Genomic DNA, 17,602 nt, shown 5'->3' with positions numbered 1-17,602 from the left:
CGGTGGTGCCCGGCGAGCGTTCCTGCCCCGGGAGCAACGGCGAAAGCCGCGACCACTGCGCGTCCGTCAACATACTGCGGTCCTTATTCATGCTCAAAGATCGTCCCTAACTGTAAACACTCCCTAGCTCTAGTATTAGCTTTTTAGCTCCCTTTTCCATGAAACAAAACCTGCTTCCCGCGTTCCGCCTGACCCTTGTATTGCTGCTGGTGTGCTGTCTGATTTACCCTGCCCTCGTGTGGGCCGGCGCGCAGCTGGCCCCGTCCGGCGGGCAGGGCGAAACCATCAGCCACCGGGGCCGCGTGGTAGGCTACGACAACGTGGGCCAGAACTTCACCCGGCCCGAGTACTTCCAGGGCCGCCCCTCGGCCGTGGACTACAACGCTGCCGGCTCGGCCGGCTCCAACAAAGGCCCCAGCAACCCCGAGTACCTGGCCACCGTGCAGGCCCGCCTAGATACGTTTCTGGTGCAGAACCCCGGCGTAACCAAGTCCCAGGTGCCGGCCGAGCTTCTCACCGCCTCCGGCTCCGGCCTCGACCCGCATCTCTCGCCCGCCGCCGCCGCCGTGCAGGTAGCCCGCGTGGCCCGGGCGCGCAACCTTGAGGCCACCAAGGTGCAAATCCTGGTAGCCCAGCAAACTCAGCACAGCCTGTTTGGCCCCGACCGGGTGAACGTGCTGCGCCTGAACGTTACCCTCGACGCCCTGCAGAACCGCTAGCCGGTGGCTCATCGTTGAACGGCTCAACTGGCGCGGGCGTCCCAGGTTACGGAGTTGGTCAACCCCTCAGCCAAACCGCTGAGTAGCCCAGGGTTTCAACCCTGGGACGCCCGCGCCACCTGCATCATCTATTCCTACTTTCGCCCTTCCTTCTCACCCTCCTGCGCGCCCGCAACGGGCGCGTCTCCCCATGAAACCACTGCTTCTGCTTACCGCCGCCGCGCTGCTCACGGCCTCGGCGGCTTCCGCTCAAACTTCCTCGGATTCCGTTGCTGCGCCGGCCAATCCGCTGACCACCTACGGGTTCGTGGATGGCTACTACGGCTATGATTTCAAGCACGCGGCCACCAACCAGCGGCCCGGCTTCCTGTACTCGCACAACCGCCAGAACGAGTTTACGGTGAACAACGCCGTTATCGGCCTGCGCTACGACAACGGCCAGGTGCGGGGCGCGCTAGGGCTGCACGCGGGCACCTACGTATCGGCCAACTACGCGGCCGAGGACCAAGTGCTCAAGCTCCTCTACGAAGCCTACGCGGGTTTCCGACCCTTCAAAAAAGCCTGGCTCGACGTGGGGATTTTCGGCTCGCACATCGGGTTTGAGTCGGCCTTGAGCAAGGACAACTGGACGCTGACCCGCTCCCTGATGGCCGAAAACTCGCCCTACTACGAGGCCGGGGCGCGGCTAACCTACGAGGTGAGCCCTAAGCTGACGCTGACCGGGCTGGTGCTCAACGGCTGGCAGAACATCCGGGAAAACAACCAGGCCAAGGCCGTAGGCACTCAAATTCAGTGGAAACCCACCGACAAGCTACTCATCAACAGCAGCACATTCTACGGTAACGAGCAGCCCCAGGACTCGGTGCGCCGCCGCCGCTACTTCCACGATTTCTACGTGAGCTACGCCGCCACCGACCGCCTCAGCCTGGCTTTGGTGTTCGACGTGGGCAAGCAGGAAAGCGAGCAGCGCGGCAGCGAGGCCGATACCTGGCACACCGGCGCGGTCTTCGTGCGCTACAAGCTGGCCGATAAGTGGACCGCCGCCGCCCGCGCCGAGTACTACAACGCCGACCGGGGCGTCCTCATCAGCACCATTTCGCCGGTAGCCGCCGCCACCGATTTCAAGGTGCAGGCCGCCTCGCTCAACCTCGACTACGCGCCCACCAGCAACGTGACGGTGCGGGTAGAAGGCCGCACTTTCCACGGCCGCCAGCCTTTCCTCACCGACCGCAACGGCAACCCCACCCGCAACTACGGCAACCTCACCAGCAGCATCGCACTGGCGTTTTAGAGCGGTTGCCTCACCCCCTAGCCCCCTCTCCTGCAGAGAGGGGAAACTAGCCTTTATACTCTAGAGCTAGTTCGGAAAGTGTACTTGGCGAAGAAACGAAAACTAAAAAGCTAGAATTAGTCCCCCCTCTCCCCCTGGAGAGGGGGCTAGGGGGTGAGGCAACCGTAAGGCAACCACTATGAACGACGATGACCAACAGCGTGACCAGTCCGCCGAGCGGTTTCTGCAGCTGGTGCAGCAGCGGCGGCGCGGCCGTTTGAAGGTGTACTTGGGGCTGGCTGCTGGCGTGGGCAAAACCTACCGCCTGCTGCAGGAAGCCCACGAGCTGCGCGCCCACGGCGTGGATGTGGTGTTGGGCTACGTGGAAACCCACGGCCGCCCCGGCACCGTGGCCCAACTGCGCGACCTGCCCACGGTGCCGCGCAAGCACATCTTCTACAAGGGCCGGATGCTGGAGGAAATGGACGTGCAGGGCATTCTGCAGCGCCGGCCCTCGGTGGTGGTCGTGGATGAGCTGGCCCACACCAACGTACCCGGCTCCGAGAACGAGAAACGCTGGCAGGACGTGGAGCAGCTGGTGCGGGCCGGTATTTCGGTGCTCACGGCCGTCAATATTCAGCACTTGGAAAGCCTCCACGACCAAGTGCAGCGCATCACCGGCACCGACGTGACGGAGCGCGTACCCGACCAAGTGCTCAAGCTGGCCGACGAAGTGGTGAACGTGGACCTGACCGTGGGCGAGCTGCGCGGCCGCCTAGAAGAAGGCAAAATCTACGACGCGGCCAAGGTGCCCACGGCTTTGCAGAACTTCTTTCAGGCCGAAAACCTGCTCCAGCTGCGCCAGTTGGCCGTGCGCGAAACCGCCAACCTCATCAGCCGCCAGCTGGAAACCGACGGCGGTGGGGCCGCGCCCGTAGCCCCCGAGCGCCGCAACCAGGACCGGCTGCTGGCCTGCATCAACGCCAACGCCCCGGCCGCCCGGGAAATCATCCGCAAAACCTCCCGCCTCGCCGACCGCCTCTCGGCCGCTTCCTGGGCCGTGCTCTACGTGCAGACGCCCCGCGAAGCCGCCGACCAGATCAACCTGGCTACCCAGCGCCATTTGCTGCGCAACCTCCAGCTCACCACCGAGCTGGGCGGCCAGATCCTGCGCGTAAAAGCCCCCGACGTGGTGCCCGAAATCCTGCGCATCGCCCAGGAAAAAGGCGTCACACTGCTGATTTGCGGCGTGACCAGTGAGAAAAGCTGGTGGCAGCGCCTACTGCGCCCCGGCGTCACGCGCCGCCTCATCCGCGCCGTAGCCCGCTCGCCGCTGGACGTGGACGTGTTTTTGGTGAGTTATTGATGTAGCGCGAAGCTAGCAACTAGCTCCCCTCCTTGGAAAGGAGGGGTTGGGGGTGGTTGATAATCGTCAGCACATAATCTAGTTTCTAGTTTTAGCTCTAAAAAATCAACCACCCCCAGCCCCTCCTTTCCAAGGAGCTAGATGCTAGCCCTGATAATGCCCGCCCATGAACCTCAAAACCAAAATCACCCTGGCCTTCGTCACCATGCTGTTGCTGCTGCTGGGCGTGAGTGCCTTCACGCTGTACTCGCTCAACCGGCTTGACCGCACGGCGCGCAACGTGCTGCAGGACAACTTCTACTCCGTAGAGCTGGGCCAACAGATGCTGCGGGCACTGGATCAGTTACAGCTGCGCGAAACGCCTTTGGATGCGGCTGCCCAGCAACGCTTCGAGCAGCTGCTGGCGCGGGAAGCGGGCAACATTACGGAGCCCGGCGAGCAGCAGGTGGTAGACTCTTTGTTTGATAGAGTAGGCGGCCTGAACCGGTATCTGGCTTCTGACACGACTTCGCCGCAGATCTGGCAAGCCAATATGCAGGAGTTCCGGCGGCTCACGTACCGCATGATTGACTTGAACACCCGGGCCCTCACCCGCAAAAACGAAGCCGCCAACCGCACCGCCACCCAGCAGCAGCGCTACGTGCTGGCCCTACTCACCTTCGCCTTGCTGACCTCCTTGCTGTTTGTGCTGAGCGTGCCCGAGGCGGCTGTTAGCGGCCTGCGCAAGCTCACGGCCAGCATCGAAAACGCCACCAATCAGGATTATTCGGCTTCCATTCCGGTGGAAAGCCACGACGAGTTTGGTACCGTGGCGCGGGCCTTCAACCGCATGCTGGTGCAGCTGCAGGACTACCGTACCTCCACGCTGGCCCAGCTGATGGCAGAGCGCAACCGCGCCGCCAGCATCGTCAACAACCTGGATGAGGGCCTGCTGCTGATTGACGAAAACCGCCGGGTACTGCTGGTGAATCCCGTGGCCGCCAACCTGCTGGCCCTGCCTGCCGCCGACCTGCTGGGCCGCCCCGCCGACGAAGTGGCCCGCCACAACGACCTGTTCCGGGAGCTGCTGCGGCACCTGGATACGCCCGCCGCCCAGCGCCCCCAGGAGGCCGCCCCGGTGCTCACGCTGGCCCAGAACGGCGAGGAAGTGTACTACCGCGTGGCCGTGAACGACGTCATCAGCTTCAACGAGGCCTTGGACAAGATGGAGTTTGTGGGCTCCATTCTCACGCTGCACAACGTATCGGAGTACAAGAAGCTGGACCAGGCCAAGTCGAACTTCCTGGCTACGGTGTCGCACGAGCTGAAGACGCCGCTGTCCAGTATTAACTTCAGCCTCAAGCTGCTGCAGAACGGCAAAGTGGGCTCCGTGAACGAGGAGCAGCAGCAGATTCTGGCCACCATCAAGCAGGAAAACCAGCGGCTGCTGAAGCTGGTGGGCGAGCTGATCGACGTGTCGCGGCTGGAATCGGGCAACATTCAGCTCAACTTCCAGCCCACCCAGGTGCGCGACATCGTGCAGTTTGCCGCCGATACCATCCAGCTCCAGCTCCAGCCCAAGCAGCTCACCCTCGACATCCAGGTGCCCACCGAGCTGCCCGCCGTGCGCGCCGACATCGAGAAAACTACCTGGGTGCTGCTGAACCTGCTGGCCAACGGCATCCGCTACTCGCCCGAGCAGGGGCAGCTGCACATTCGGGCGGCGCTGGCGGCGGGCGGGCAGCAGGTGGAAGTGCTGGTGCAGGACGACGGCCCCGGTATTGCGCCCCAGTACCAGGAAAAAATCTTCCAGCGCTTCGTCCAGATTCCCGATAAAACCGGCTACCGCGGCGGCTCGGGCCTGGGCCTGAGCATTGCCCGCGAGTTTATCGGCAGCCAGGGCGGGCAGCTGTGGGTGGAGAGTGAGTTGGGCAGCGGCAGCACCTTCCGCTTCACGCTGCCGGTGGCGGGGTAGCTGGTTGCGCGGCGGTCTGCCATTTTACTATATAGAATAGGGCCGAAACAAGATTATGGGCTTTCTGGCAGTGGACTGATGCTGAGCGTATACCCTGGGCAGGACGGCGTTCCGTTGACCGCCGCAAATCCTTCCTAACGTACTCACGCCATGAAAAATACCTTGTTTGTAACCGCTGGCCTGCTTCTGGCCGCCACCGCTGCTTCTGCTCAGATTTCGCCCAGTCAGCCCCAGCGGGCCGGCAGCATGAACCAGACCACCGTGCAGCCCCAGAACCCGGCTAATCCTGCCACCAATCCTGGCACCCTCGATCAACGGACGCCCACCATGTCCAATCCCACGCAAACCGTACCTGGTACCATCGACCAACGGCCAATGACCGCCCCGATAGTAACGCCGGGGGAAGTTCGTCGGACCTCGCTGCCCACCACGGCTCCCGCTACGGCACCCAGCCGTACCACCATCAACAGCCGCCGCACCAGAACGGTACCGGGCACTGCCACGCCCATGAGCACCACCCCAGCCGGCACGACCACTCCGATGGGAACCACTCGTCCCTAAGCAGCCACAAAGCCACAAACGAACAGCGCCGCCCCACGTGAAGTGGGGCGGCGCTGTTCGTTTGTAAAAAGCAATTAGCGGGCTTGCTCCAGCTGCCCGCCGGCTTTCAGCAGCGTATCCGATAGCCCCGACAGCCCGCTGCGGACTTCCTCGGGGGCCGTGCGTACTATCTCGGCAGTTTGAGCGCCCAGCATGCTCAGGGAACGACCAATTGCCTGGGCGTTGAGGCCTGCGTCGCCGGCGCTGAGTAAGGATTGCAGGTTGCCCAATTCGCGGCCGATATCCTGCATAGCCGGTTCCCCGCTTTGCAGCAGGTGCTGCTGCCAGGTTTCGGTGTTGTCCATGGCGGCGGTGAGGGGAATGCCGGTGAGGCCGTTGCTGAGGGAGTGGTTGGTGGCGTTGAGCAGATCAGAGAATATCATCGGAAGGGGAGGAGTGAAGTGAAAATAGCCCGTGTGGCTTCTTGAAAGGCTGTACGGCAGGGAAGCGGCAGAAGTTGAACGCTACTGCGCTGCGGGCAACGCGGCAGCCAGCCGGCCCACGTCGCGCAGGATGCCGCAGGCCCGGCCGGCGCTGGCTTCCTTGTCTTTTATTTCCAACATGATATCCACGTCCAGGTCGCCCAATTCGTGTAAAAACGCCCGGAACAGGTCTTCTTCCATGCTGCTGGTGTGCTTGCCTTTCCGCTCGCCGTGGGCCTGGGAGCTGTAGTCCATCATCATCACGCCGTCGCGGGTGGGGTGCCAGGTGGCGGCGGCCAGGCGCAGGGCTTCGGCCATCGGCTCGCCGTGGTTCAGGCATTCGTGGTGGAAGTTGTCGAACAGGATGGGAATGCCTACCGCATCATGCACGCGCAGGCAGTCCTGAAGGCTGAACAGCCGGTCGTCGTTTTCAATGACGAGGCGGGCCCGCACGGCCTCGGGCAGCCGCTCGTAGGTGGCAATAAAGCGGCTGATGGCCAGCTCCCGGTCACCATATAAGCCGCCCACATGAATCTGCAGCTTGTGGGTGCTATCGAGGCCCATCAAATCCAGCATCGAGCCCTGGTACACCAGTTCCTGCACGCTGCGCTCCACAATACCCGCATCGGGCGAGTTCAGCACCACAAACTGGTCGGGGTGGAAGGAGATGCGCATGTCGTGGGCTTTCACGAAGTCGCCTATCTGCCGGAACTCGGCCGCAAAGCGCGTCTGCCAGGGAAAGGTATTGATGGGGTGGGAGCCGAATGGTACCACGCCCGAGCCAATGCGGAAAAATAGCAGCTGCCGCTCCACGTTCCAGGCCAGAATGCGCAGCAGGCAGCGCAGGTTATTGCCCACGGCCGTTTCTACCCGCTCATCAGCGTAAGAAGCCAGCCGAAATGTGCTGGTAGTCGTGCAGTCCAGCGACTCGTTAACGCAGGGGTATCCAATCTTCATACCCCGGTATACGGTGATTTAGTGAATTGGTGAGTCGGTGAGTTTGCAGGTACCGGCAGCGCAAATCGAACAGCAAACTCACCGACTCACTAAATCACCAACTCACCGCTATTCCACCTCGTAGCCGCGGTTGTCCTTGAAGTTTTTGTTGTAGCGGCGGCGGTTCTGGCGGTCCAGCTCGGCGGCTTTGGCGGCGGCGTCTTCCTTGTTGATTTCCTCCATTTTGCGGCGCTGCTTGCCCTCGCGGGAGAATTGCTCATACAGCAGGCTCACGGGGCTGGCCAGCGTGGGCACCGGGGCCTTGGGTGCGGCCGAATCGACGGGGAACAGGGGTTTGGGGGCGGGCGGACGCTTCACGGCGCTGGTAGGGGCGGTGCTGGGCCGCTTGATGTTGCGCAGGGCCCGGTTGATAACGGCCCGGTCGGGGCGGCCTTCCGTGATGCGCACCTCGCCCAGCTGCACGGTGTCCTGCACCAGCTTGATCTGCACAATGAGCTGGGACAGGCCGGTGCCGCCCAAGGGCAGCCGTTGCGCCTTGAAGCCCACGGCCCGGAAAATGAGGGTATCGGTGTTGTTGGCCGTAATGCTGAAGTCGCCCTCGGCGGTGGCAGTAGTGCCCAGCCGGGTGCGTTGCACAATCACGGAAGCGCCCGGAATGGGCCGGCGGTTACTGGCATCCGACACGCTGCCGGTCACCCGCATTTGGGCCGTGGCGGCTCCGGCCAGCAGCAGCAACACTAGCAGCCACCCGGCTCGTAACAAATCAATAGGCAAACGAAAACGCATCATCAGACAGCAAACTAACGCACCACGGCCGGAGAAAGCCAATTAAAACCGATCAGGCCCCCGGCATTATCGACGCAGCCACGGCGGAAGGAGACAAAAAGAGCCCGCACCGTTGCAGGTGCGGGCTCTTGAGCAGTAAGCAAATTCGCGGCCGAACCAAATTCAGCCAGCGCGGCTACCTACTTAATAACGGATTTGTCGCCTTCTTCGGGCTTCATTTTCACGGTGCCATCGTCACCGTCCATCTTCATTTTATTACCCTCAGCGTCTTTGATTTTCACGTCGCCATCGGCTTTTACCTTCACCTTCGAACCATCACCCATGTCGGCGGCGGAAGCGGAAGCATCGGTGCTGCTCATGTCAGACGTGGCCATGTTCGAGTCATCCTCCATGTAGCGGTCATCCATGTAGTCCATGCGGCTCGACTCGTAGGCCGAGTACTGCGTAGGGTCGGTGAAGATGGTTTTCATCTCCGTGTCGGTGTCGGTGTACACGCCTTTCATGGCGGCGGCCATGCCCATCGTGTCGGTAGCGTACTTGTTCTGCAGCTCAGCAATGCGCTGGCCGCGCGTCACGTATACCGTCCGGATTTTGGTGCGGGTAGCGTCGTCAAACTTCATTTTGGCGGCCATATCGGCCGCCATGCGGTCGGCGCGGCGCTCAATAGCTTCGGGCGTATAGGCCGTTTGCGTGGTAGTGGTGGTCGTCGTGGTCGTGCCGTCGGCCATCGTAGTGGTTTCGGCGGTTTTGTTCTCCGAACACGAGGCCGTCATAAACGCAGCCGCAGCCGAAAGGATTAACAAGGTCTTTTTCATGGCGTTGAGAGAAGTTGAGAGAAAATAGAGGGAGAGAAGAGGGGGTGGGAAAAACCAATGGGCGCTATACGGTGCTGAAGCAGCGGCGGTTACCGGTCCGCGAACAAAAAGCCGCTCCAACGGTTTGGAGCGGCTTGCTGGTACATTGGAAATGGCTGCCACTTAGCCCCGACGCAACTCAAACACCGTTATTTCGGGCAGGAAGCCCACCCGGCCGTGGTAGCCGATAAAGCCCAGGCCGGCATTTACGTACAGATACTGCTTGCCGCGCTGGTACAACCCGGCCCACTGCTTATAGGCGTACTGCACTGGGCTCCACTTCAGCCACGACAGGTTCACGCCGAACTGCATACCATGGGTGTGGCCCGCCAGCATCAGGTCGATGTCCTCGTACTGCTGCACCTCGCCTTCCCAGTGGGAGGGGTCGTGGCTGAGCAGGATTTTGAACGGGGCGTTGGCATCGGCGGCGGCGTGGGCTTTGGCCAGCTGGCCGTACTTGGGGAAGCCCATGCGCGCCCCCCAGTTCTGTACGCCCAGAATGACAATCTTCTCGCCGTTGCGCTCCACGGTGCGGGCCTCATCCAGCAGCAGTTCCCAGCCAATTTTGGCGTGGTTCTGCTTCAGGCGGGCCAAGTTGGCGTTCCACAAAGAACGGTCTTCTTTAAATTCCGGCACGTAGTCGCCGTAGTCGTGGTTGCCTAGGATGGAGTAGATGGGCAGCTTCGACTGGATGCCGGCCAGTGTGTCAATGTGCTCCTCCACTTCGGTGGCGTAGTTATTCACCAGGTCGCCGGTCATGAAAATCTGGTCGGCTTGCTGCTCGTTGATGAGCTGCACGGCCCGCTGCAACGGCTCCTTGGAGTGGAAGGAACCCGTGTGCAAATCGGAAATCTGGAGCAGCTTGAACCCGTCGAAGGAGGCCGGCAGGTTGGGGAAGCGCAGCGTCACACGGCGCACCGTGTAGTCGGTGCCGCCCTTGGCCATGCCCCACAGCAGCGACACGAACGGAATGGCCCCCAGCACCAGGGCCGCCTTGCTCAGGAACTCACTGCGCGAAATACCCGCGCCGCTGGGCGTGCCGGCAGTTCGGGTGCCGCTCTGGAAAGCCCAGCGGGCCAGCCGGGTGAGGTCTTCCAGCAGAAGCGGAATCAGAATAACGATTTTGGCGGCCAGCACGGCCAGCAGAACCCCACCCAGGTAGGATTTAAAGGACGGATGCTCCTGGCGGTTGCGCATGGCCCAGATGCCCAAGACCCAAACCAACACCGACACGCCCCAGTATAGCCCCGCCACCAAGCGGCGGCTCCCGGGCTCGGAGGAAGCAAAAGCAGTACGAAACGCCTGATAGCCATACCACTCGGCGGCGGCAACCAGGGCAAAAAAGAACACGAGAAACGACGGATTGCGCATAGAAAAGGTACAAACCGGCAGGCCGTAAAGTAGTTCGGGGCCGGTTGCTACGGAGAAAGACGGGGTTGCGGGGTTTTTGCTTTACATTCCGGAGCTAACAACAACGATGCCTTATGCAAGAGTTTGACAATCTGACGGAAAATGTGCCATTACCGCCCTCCGAAACGACCAGTGTCCCATACGCAACCCCGCCTGCTTTCGGCATCAAGAGCTGGGCCGAGGAAGACCGACCCCGCGAAAAACTGATGCAAAAAGGCCGCGCCGCCTTATCGGATGCCGAGCTGCTGGCCATTCTACTGGGCTCGGGCACCACGAAGCTTTCGGCCGTGGATGTGGCCAAGCTTGTGCTCAACGCCGCCCAGAACGACCTCAACGCCCTGGCCCGCTTCTCCCTGAAAGAGCTGATGCGCCAAAAGGGCATCGGGGAGGCCAAAGCCATTACCATTATGGCGGCCCTGGAGCTGGGCCGCCGCCGCAAGGAGGCCGATGCGCCCGCCCGCGCCACCATCACCTGCTCCCGCGACATTTACCGCGTGGTGCGGCCCCACCTCCAGGATTTGCCCCACGAGGAGTTCTGGGTGGTGTTGCTGAACCGGGCCAACGTGGTGATGCGCACCGTGAGCATCAGCCGGGGCGGGGTGGCCGGCACCGTCGCCGACCCCAAACTCATCTTTAAGGAAGCATTGGAGCAGCTGGCCAGCAGCGTGATTCTGGTGCATAATCATCCCAGCGGCAACAAGAACCCCTCGGCCGCCGATATTGCCCTGACCCGCAAGCTCAAAGATGCCGGCCAGTTCCTAGATTTACCCATTCTGGACCACCTCATCTACACCGACAACGGCTATTACAGCTTTGCCGATGAGGGCATGCTGTAGTATCGTCGTACGAAGCAGAAGCTGCGCATTACTTTTGCGCCATGCGCTTAAATCCCAAACTGTTCATTGCCCTCGGTCTGCTGCTGGTGTTCGGCTACTTCGCCCAGGATATCCTGTTCAACGACGGCCAGTACGCCGCCCGGCTGCGCAAAGCCCGGGAAGCCAAAAATACGGGCTTCCGCCGGGCTGAGGATTCGCCGTTGAGCTCTGAGCAGCGCCAGACCTTCGACAGCCTGAAATACTACGCTCCGGATACCGGTTACCGCTTCGAGGCCCAGCTGGAGCAGCTGGCCCAGCGCGATACGGTGGAAATGCCCCTCACCGATGGCAAGGCCGACAAGTACCTGCGCTGGGGCCGGGCCAGCTTTATCCTGAACAAGCAGGAGTATAAGCTCACCCTGTTTCTGAAGGCCGACGGCAAGGATACCACCCTGTTCGTGCCCTTCACCGACCGCACCAACGGCTTCGCCACGTACGGCGGCGGCCGTTACCTTGACGCCCCCCTGCCCGCCGCCGATGACACCGAAGTAGTGCTCGACTTCAACGAAGCCTACAACCCCTACTGCGCCTACGCCGATGGCTTCGCCTGCCCCGTGCCCCCCGCCGATAACCGCCTGACCGTGGAAATCAAGGCCGGCGAGAAAGCCTACAAATAAGGGCTTTCGGCCAAAGGCTATCATTCCGAGCGGAGCGAGGAATCTGGGTTGACCAACCGGTACCTGATTTCTCGCTCCGCTCGGAATGACAGCGCCGACGAAACGTAAGCCAAAAACCAGGCGGTTTCCGCCTGGTTTTTGCCGCCCGCCCGAATCCGTACCTTTGTCATCAGTTGCCAGTAGCTCGTTGTTAGTTATCAGGATTGCACTGGCAACGGACAACCCGCAGCTGACAACTGACAACCCGCAACTCCTAACTGATGAAAATATCCCTCGACTGGCTCCGCACGCTCATTCCCACCGATAAACCCGCCGAGGAGATTGGCAAGCTGCTCACCGGCTCCGGGCTGGAAGTGGAAGGTATTGAGGAGCTGGAAAGCGTGCCCGGCGGCCTACGCGGCGTGGTACTCGGCACCGTACTCACCCGCGAAAAGCACCCCGATGCCGACAAGCTCAGCGTCACCACCGTGGACGTGGGCGACGGCACCATCCGTCAGATTGTGTGCGGCGCCCCCAACGTGGCCGCCGGCCAGCGCGTGGTGGTGGCCCTCGATGGCGCTATGCTGTACCCCTCGGAAGGGGAGCCGTTTAAAATCAAGAAGTCCAAAATCCGGGGCTTGGCGTCGGAGGGCATGATTTGCGCCGAGGACGAAATCGGCCTGGGCCAGTCGCACGCCGGTATTATGGTCCTGACCACCGACCAGCCCAACGGCACGCCCGCCGCCGAGTACTTCGGCTTGGGTTCCGATGCGGTGCTGGAAATCGGCCTGACCCCGAACCGCGCCGACGCCGCCTCGCACTACGGCGTGGCCCGGGAGCTGCGCGCCTTGCTGCGCCAGCCCTGCCACCTGCCCGACATCAGCGGCTTCCACGCCCCGGTTACGGCCGCCGCGCCTATTGCGGTTACGCTGGAAGACGCCGCTGCTGCTCCGCGCTACGCTGGTTTGCTGCTGGAGAATGTGCAGGTAGGTCCCTCGCCCGAGTGGCTGCAGCGCCGCCTGCGCAGCATTGGCCTTTCGCCCATCAACAACGTGGTGGACGTGACCAACTTCGTGCTGCACGAGCTGGGCCAGCCCCTGCACGCCTTTGACGCCGACCAGATTACCGGTAACCAGATCCGCGTAAAGCGGGCCACGGAAGGGGAGAAGTTCACCACCCTCGACGGCACCGAACGCACTCTGCGCGCCGAAGACCTCGTTATTGCCGATGCCCACGGTACGCCGATGGCCTTGGCTGGGGTGTTTGGGGGCAAAACTTCGGGCGTGAGCGAAGCCACCACCCGCGTGTTCCTGGAAAGCGCCTACTTCGCGCCGGCCGTGGTGCGCAAAACCGGGCAGACTCACCAACTTAAAACCGACGCCTCCTTCCGCTTCGAGCGGGGCACTGACCCTAATATGGTGCTTATCGGGCTGAAGCGGGCGGCCCTGCTGCTCCAGGAAGTGGCCGGCGCTACCGTGGCCGCGCCCATCGTGGACGAGTACCCCGCGCACATCGGCCACACGGCTGTGCGCCTGCGCCTGCCCCGCGTGGAGAAGCTGGTGGGCCAGTTCATTGCCCCCGAGCGCATTCGCCAGATTCTGACGGACCTCGATATCCTCATCAGCGAAGAACTGACTGACGAACAACTAACAACTGACAACCAACAACCAACAACTACTTGGATTCTGTCGGTGCCGCCGCACAAGGTGGACGTGACCCGGGAGGCCGATGTGATTGAGGAAATCCTGCGCATCTACGGCTACAACCACGTGGCACTGCGCCCCCACAATTCGGCCTCGTACCTGGCTCAGTTTCCGAATCCCGACCCCGAAATCATCCGCCAGAACACGGCCCGCCTGCTCAGCGGCCAGGGTTTCTCGGAAATCATTACCAACTCCATCACCAACTCGCTCTATTTCGAGAAGGAAGGAGAGCCAGACGAGACGCTGGTGCGCCTGCTCAACTTCAACAGCGCCGAGCTGAACGTGATGCGGCCCAGCCTGCTGCCCAGCGGTCTGGAGGTAATCCGCCACAACGTGAACCGCCGCCAGCGCGACCTGAAGCTGTACGAGTTCGGCAAAACCTACCGCCAGAAGGCCGGTGGTCAGTACGAAGAGCACAACAAGCTCGTCATCTACCTCACCGGCAACACGGCCCCCGAAACCTGGCAGCAGAAATCGGACAAGAGTACGTACCACCAGTTGGCCGGCGCGGTGCAGCAGGTGCTGGCTTCGCTGGGCTTCCCGCAGCCCACGTCGCAGCCAGTGCAGCATCCGTATTTGGCGGGCGGCCTCACGCTGCTGGCCCAGAATCAGCCGGTGGCCCAGCTCGGAGCCGTATCGGCGCAGGTGCTTAAACGCCTTGATGTGAGCCAGCCGGTGTGGTACGCCGAGCTGGACTGGGACTGGCTGATGCGCAAGTACAAGAACGCGCTGGTGGCCCGCGAGCTGCCCAAGTTCCCGGAAGTGCGCCGCGACCTGTCGTTGGTAGTCGATAAAACCATCACCTTCGACCAGCTCCAGCAGATTGCCCGCCGCACCGAGAAGAAACTCCTGCAACAGGTGAACGTGTTCGACGTGTACGAGGGCGACAACCTGGGCCAGGGCAAGAAGTCGTATTCCGTAAGCTTCTTCCTGCAAGACCCCGCCCAAACCCTCACCGACCAGGCCATCGACTCGGTGATGAACCGCCTCATCCAGCAGTTCGAGCAGCAGGCCGGCGCTGTAATTCGGCGGTAAATTGGTTTTTGGTTGGTGGTTTTTGGTTATTGGCTTGCTGACCACGGACTACCGCACATCATTCCGCGCTTGCCGGGGAATGACGTGCTGCTAAAAAACCACCAACCAAAAACGAATAACCAAAAACCAAAAAATGGCCTCCACCCAGCAGCTTGCGCAACTCGACCGCCTGGAGCGGCAGGTAACCACCTTAGTGGCTGCCTATCAGCAGTTGCGCGAGGAGCTGGCCGATTCGCAAACCACCATTCAGCAACTCCAGGCCGACGTGCGCGACCGGGAGCGGCAGCTGAAGGATTTCCAGAATCAGGAGAATATCACTAAACTTGTCAATACCATAGCCGGGGAACCGGCCAATGTCAACGAGCTGAAACTTCGCCTCAACGAATACATCCGAGAAATAGATAAGTGCCTTGCCTATTTGAGGGAGTAACCACCACCACCCCAACCCCACCGACCACTGGCTGCTGATGTCCGATTTATCCATCAAAATCCGCGTTGCCGACCGGGATTACCCTATGCGGGTAAGCCCTGAGGACGAGGAACGCCTGCGCCTGGCAGGCCGGCTGCTGAACGAGCGGCTGAAGGAATTTCGGGAACAGTACGGCATTCAGGATAAGCAGGATCTGCTGGCCATGATTGCATTATCAACAATGGCTGACCGCCTGAAGGTCAGCAAGGAAAAGGACGGAACCGATGCGGCCCTGACCGAGCGCCTCGCGCGCCTGGACACGCTGTTGTCGGGAATGGTGCTGGTGTAGCCGAGAGCGGCTTGCCGCAACGCGAAGTAGCAGCCCGAGCAGGGCGGGGCAATCGGCCCTGCTGCCTGCGCGGGCATTGGCGTTTCTACGGAGCTATGGGTTTCTTTCTTCCTTTAACCCCCTCTTATAGCTCATGTCCGAAACTCTTTATATTGTCCTGGCGGCCGTGCTTGCCCTTGTGGTAGGCGTGGTACTGGGGCGCCAGCTGGCGGGCAAAGCCCGCCAGGACCACGAAGCCGACGCCAAAGCCCGCGCCCAGCAGCTGCTGGCTGAGGCCGAAGCCCAGGCCACCCGCACCCGCGACGAGCGGATTCAGCAGTCGAAAGATAAATTCCGCACCCTCAAGCAGGAATTCGAGCAGGAAAGCCGCCGCCAGAAGCAGGCCCTTGACCAGGAGCTGACCGAGCGCCGGGCCGCTGTAGTGGAGCAGGAGCAAAGCATCAAGCAGCTCAGCCTGACCACCCAGAAGCAGCTGGAAACCATTCAGCGCAAGGAAAAAGACCTGGACGCCACCCGCGAAAAAGTAGAGCTGCAGGCCCAGCAGCAGCGCGAGAAGCTGGAAGCCCAGGAGGAAAAGCGCAAAGTCACCCTCGAAAATCAGCTGGCCAAACTGGAGCAGCGTGAGCAGGAAGTGGAGCAGGAGCTGGAGGAAACCCGCCAGAGCCTGAGCGAGAAAATTCAGCTGGTAACCACCCAGCTTGAAACCATTTCGGGCCTCACGGCCGCCGAAGCCCGCGAGCAGCTGGTGGAAAGCCTCAAGAACGAAGCCCAGATTCAGGCAAGCTCCTACATCAAGGACGTGGTAGCCCAGGCCAAGCTCACGGCCACCAAGGACGCCAAGAAAGTCGTGCTGGAAACCATCCAGCGCACTGCCGCCGAGCACGCCATTGAAAACTGTGTGAGCATTTTCAACATCGAGTCGGACGATGTGAAGGGCAAGATTATTGGCCGTGAGGGCCGGAATATCCGGGCCCTGGAAGCCGCTACCGGCGTCGAAATCATCGTAGATGATACGCCCGAGGCTATCATCATTTCGGGCTTTGACCCAGTGCGCCGCGAGGTGGCCCGCCTAAGCCTGCACCTGCTGGTGAAGGATGGCCGGATTCACCCGGCCCGCATCGAGGAGATTGTGGCTAAGACCCGCAAGAACATCGACGAGGAAATCGTGGAAATCGGGGAGAAAACCATCATCGACCTGGGCATCCACGGCCTGCACCCCGAGCTGATCAAGATGGTGGGCCGCATGCGCTTCCGCAGCTCCTACGGCCAGAACCTGCTGCAACACTCCCGCGAAGTAGCCAACCTCTGCGCCACTATGGCCGCCGAATTGGGCCTCAACGTGAAGCACGCCAAGCGCGCCGGCCTACTCCACGACATCGGCAAAGTAAGCACCGAGGAGCCCGAGCTGCCCCACGCCATCCTGGGCATGGAAATGGCCAAGAAGTATAAGGAGCACCCCGACGTGGTCAACGCCATCGGCGCCCACCACGACGAGATGGAAATGACGGCCATGATTTCGCCCCTGGTACAGGCCTGCGACGCCATTAGTGGCTCGCGCCCCGGTGCCCGCCGCGAGATGATGGAGAGCTACATCAAGCGCCTGAAGCAGCTGGAAGAAACCGCCAACGGCTTCAAAGGCGTGAACCAGTGCTTCGCCATCCAGGCCGGCCGCGAGCTGCGCGTGATGGTGGACGCTGAGAACGTAACCGACGAACGGGCGCAGGAGCTGAGCTACGAAATTTCCCAGAAAATCGAGAAGGAAATGCAGTATCCCGGCCAGATCAAAATCACCGTTATCCGTGAAATGCGCGCCGTGGCCTACGCTAAGTAGTACGCCGCTTTTTCAACGCAAAACAGCCCCCGCAGCTACGGCTACGGGGGCTGTTTTCGTTGGTGGGTGCTACTGTCGGTACAGCTCCAAGTATTTCGCGTCGCAGTTGCTGAAACGGGTGTATTCGTTCATCGAGTTGCCATAGTTCTGGATCAGGAGCACGCTATCCTGCCAGGCGGCGGTAATATCTTCCTCTGGTTCCTGGCCCTTCAGGCCAATGAACGTAAAGTAGGTTTCGGCTCCGTCATTGACTACTTCCACCTGCCCCCGGGTACCCTGATAGGTATACGTGTAGTGGCTGCCCTGCTGAGTAACGGCTATGGACAGCGGACAGATCGTGGTATCCTTTATAGCGTACGTGCCAGCGTACGTGCCAGCGTACATGGGGCTGGCAGGTTGTGGGACAGAAGTACTCACGCGGGAAGTATCGGAAGGGGCTGCCCCAGCGGCGGCGGAAGCAGGTGGA

The 17,602-nt window shown here is 61.5% G+C and carries 17 protein-coding genes; 11 read left to right on the top strand and 6 right to left on the bottom strand.

Annotated features, from left to right (window positions below; translation table 11 throughout):
• The first annotated feature begins 158 nt into the window (after nt 1-158).
• From kdpC to EI293_RS18815, 5 genes are all read left to right on the top strand, one after another.
• Nucleotides 159-719 (top strand): potassium-transporting ATPase subunit KdpC, encoded by a 561-nt coding sequence (gene kdpC, locus EI293_RS18835; protein WP_125440095.1) that lies wholly within the window; start codon nt 159-161, stop codon nt 717-719.
• A gap of 190 nt (nt 720-909) precedes the next feature.
• Entirely contained in the window at nt 910-2,010 is a 1,101-nt protein-coding gene (locus EI293_RS18830) for a porin (RefSeq protein WP_125440094.1), read from the top strand.
• Between the two features lie 178 nt (nt 2,011-2,188).
• Nucleotides 2,189-3,355, top strand: a complete 1,167-nt coding sequence (locus EI293_RS18825; protein WP_125440093.1) for a sensor protein KdpD — start codon at nt 2,189-2,191, stop codon at nt 3,353-3,355.
• Nucleotides 3,356-3,521: 166 nt separating this feature from the next.
• Nucleotides 3,522-5,309 (top strand): HAMP domain-containing sensor histidine kinase, encoded by a 1,788-nt coding sequence (locus tag EI293_RS18820; RefSeq protein ID WP_125440092.1) that lies wholly within the window; start codon nt 3,522-3,524, stop codon nt 5,307-5,309.
• A 150-nt stretch (nt 5,310-5,459) separates the two neighbouring features.
• Complete coding sequence (locus EI293_RS18815; RefSeq protein ID WP_125440091.1) at nt 5,460-5,870, top strand: hypothetical protein; 411 nt, start codon at nt 5,460-5,462, stop codon at nt 5,868-5,870.
• 74 nt (nt 5,871-5,944) lie between these two features.
• Here EI293_RS18815 and EI293_RS18810 read toward each other — a convergent pair whose 3' ends face one another.
• From EI293_RS18810 to EI293_RS18790, 5 genes are all read right to left on the bottom strand, one after another.
• On the bottom strand, nt 5,945-6,292 hold the full coding sequence (locus EI293_RS18810) for a hypothetical protein (protein ID WP_125440090.1): 348 nt from the start codon (nt 6,290-6,292) through the stop codon (nt 5,945-5,947).
• A gap of 81 nt (nt 6,293-6,373) precedes the next feature.
• Nucleotides 6,374-7,288, bottom strand: coding sequence for a UV DNA damage repair endonuclease UvsE (gene uvsE, locus EI293_RS18805; RefSeq protein WP_125440089.1), 915 nt, complete (start codon nt 7,286-7,288; stop codon nt 6,374-6,376).
• Between the two features lie 108 nt (nt 7,289-7,396).
• Entirely contained in the window at nt 7,397-8,077 is a 681-nt protein-coding gene (locus EI293_RS18800; protein WP_125440088.1) for a carboxypeptidase-like regulatory domain-containing protein, read from the bottom strand.
• A 176-nt stretch (nt 8,078-8,253) separates the two neighbouring features.
• A complete protein-coding gene (locus tag EI293_RS18795; protein ID WP_125440087.1) occupies nt 8,254-8,889 on the bottom strand; it encodes a hypothetical protein in 636 nt (211 codons plus the stop codon).
• Nucleotides 8,890-9,051: 162 nt separating this feature from the next.
• Nucleotides 9,052-10,299, bottom strand: a complete 1,248-nt coding sequence (locus tag EI293_RS18790; RefSeq protein ID WP_125440086.1) for a metallophosphoesterase — start codon at nt 10,297-10,299, stop codon at nt 9,052-9,054.
• Nucleotides 10,300-10,412: 113 nt separating this feature from the next.
• On the opposite strand from EI293_RS18790, the gene radC reads away from it, so the two are divergent.
• The 6 genes from radC to rny all read left to right on the top strand — a co-directional run bounded on the left by radC (nt 10,413) and on the right by rny (nt 17,136).
• On the top strand, nt 10,413-11,174 hold the full coding sequence (gene radC, locus EI293_RS18785) for a RadC family protein (protein ID WP_125440085.1): 762 nt from the start codon (nt 10,413-10,415) through the stop codon (nt 11,172-11,174).
• Between the two features lie 41 nt (nt 11,175-11,215).
• Nucleotides 11,216-11,830, top strand: a complete 615-nt coding sequence (locus EI293_RS18780; protein WP_125440084.1) for a DUF1684 domain-containing protein — start codon at nt 11,216-11,218, stop codon at nt 11,828-11,830.
• 260 nt (nt 11,831-12,090) lie between these two features.
• Nucleotides 12,091-14,547 (top strand): phenylalanine--tRNA ligase subunit beta, encoded by a 2,457-nt coding sequence (gene pheT / locus EI293_RS18775; protein ID WP_125440083.1) that lies wholly within the window; start codon nt 12,091-12,093, stop codon nt 14,545-14,547.
• A 133-nt stretch (nt 14,548-14,680) separates the two neighbouring features.
• Nucleotides 14,681-14,977 carry a hypothetical protein gene (locus EI293_RS18770; protein WP_125420402.1) on the top strand — a complete coding sequence of 99 codons (297 nt, stop codon included), beginning with the start codon at nt 14,681-14,683 and terminating at the stop codon, nt 14,975-14,977.
• A 37-nt stretch (nt 14,978-15,014) separates the two neighbouring features.
• Nucleotides 15,015-15,305, top strand: coding sequence for a cell division protein ZapA (locus EI293_RS18765; RefSeq protein WP_044001001.1), 291 nt, complete (start codon nt 15,015-15,017; stop codon nt 15,303-15,305).
• 133 nt (nt 15,306-15,438) lie between these two features.
• Nucleotides 15,439-17,136, top strand: coding sequence for a ribonuclease Y (gene rny / locus EI293_RS18760; RefSeq protein ID WP_125440082.1), 1,698 nt, complete (start codon nt 15,439-15,441; stop codon nt 17,134-17,136).
• 69 nt (nt 17,137-17,205) lie between these two features.
• Here the strand turns inward: rny and EI293_RS18755 are convergent, their stop codons facing one another.
• Entirely contained in the window at nt 17,206-17,520 is a 315-nt protein-coding gene (locus EI293_RS18755; protein ID WP_148103285.1) for a hypothetical protein, read from the bottom strand.
• Between the last annotated feature and the right edge of the window lie 82 nt (nt 17,521-17,602).

Source organism: Hymenobacter perfusus, from assembly GCF_003944765.1.
GTDB classification, from domain to species: Bacteria; Bacteroidota; Bacteroidia; order Cytophagales; family Hymenobacteraceae; genus Hymenobacter; species Hymenobacter perfusus.
Note: the sequence above shows the minus strand (reverse complement) of the source record. Positions and strands in the feature narration are given on the sequence as shown.

Excerpts from the sequence above, each read along its gene's own strand:
- kdpC (WP_125440095.1), top strand. The coding sequence starts at position 159 with ATGAAACAAAACCTGCTTCCCGCGTTCCGCCTGACCCTTGTATTGCTG.
- EI293_RS18830 (WP_125440094.1), top strand. The coding sequence starts at position 910 with ATGAAACCACTGCTTCTGCTTACCGCCGCCGCGCTGCTCACGGCCTCG.
- EI293_RS18825 (WP_125440093.1), top strand. The coding sequence starts at position 2,189 with ATGAACGACGATGACCAACAGCGTGACCAGTCCGCCGAGCGGTTTCTG.
- EI293_RS18820 (WP_125440092.1), top strand. The coding sequence starts at position 3,522 with ATGAACCTCAAAACCAAAATCACCCTGGCCTTCGTCACCATGCTGTTG.
- EI293_RS18815 (WP_125440091.1), top strand. The coding sequence starts at position 5,460 with ATGAAAAATACCTTGTTTGTAACCGCTGGCCTGCTTCTGGCCGCCACC.
- EI293_RS18810 (WP_125440090.1), bottom strand. The coding sequence starts at position 6,292 with ATGATATTCTCTGATCTGCTCAACGCCACCAACCACTCCCTCAGCAAC.
- uvsE (WP_125440089.1), bottom strand. The coding sequence starts at position 7,288 with ATGAAGATTGGATACCCCTGCGTTAACGAGTCGCTGGACTGCACGACT.
- EI293_RS18800 (WP_125440088.1), bottom strand. The coding sequence starts at position 8,077 with ATGATGCGTTTTCGTTTGCCTATTGATTTGTTACGAGCCGGGTGGCTG.
- EI293_RS18795 (WP_125440087.1), bottom strand. The coding sequence starts at position 8,889 with ATGAAAAAGACCTTGTTAATCCTTTCGGCTGCGGCTGCGTTTATGACG.
- EI293_RS18790 (WP_125440086.1), bottom strand. The coding sequence starts at position 10,299 with ATGCGCAATCCGTCGTTTCTCGTGTTCTTTTTTGCCCTGGTTGCCGCC.
- radC (WP_125440085.1), top strand. The coding sequence starts at position 10,413 with ATGCAAGAGTTTGACAATCTGACGGAAAATGTGCCATTACCGCCCTCC.
- EI293_RS18780 (WP_125440084.1), top strand. The coding sequence starts at position 11,216 with ATGCGCTTAAATCCCAAACTGTTCATTGCCCTCGGTCTGCTGCTGGTG.
- pheT (WP_125440083.1), top strand. The coding sequence starts at position 12,091 with ATGAAAATATCCCTCGACTGGCTCCGCACGCTCATTCCCACCGATAAA.
- EI293_RS18770 (WP_125420402.1), top strand. The coding sequence starts at position 14,681 with ATGGCCTCCACCCAGCAGCTTGCGCAACTCGACCGCCTGGAGCGGCAG.
- EI293_RS18765 (WP_044001001.1), top strand. The coding sequence starts at position 15,015 with ATGTCCGATTTATCCATCAAAATCCGCGTTGCCGACCGGGATTACCCT.
- rny (WP_125440082.1), top strand. The coding sequence starts at position 15,439 with ATGTCCGAAACTCTTTATATTGTCCTGGCGGCCGTGCTTGCCCTTGTG.
- EI293_RS18755 (WP_148103285.1), bottom strand. The coding sequence starts at position 17,520 with ATGTACGCTGGCACGTACGCTGGCACGTACGCTATAAAGGATACCACG.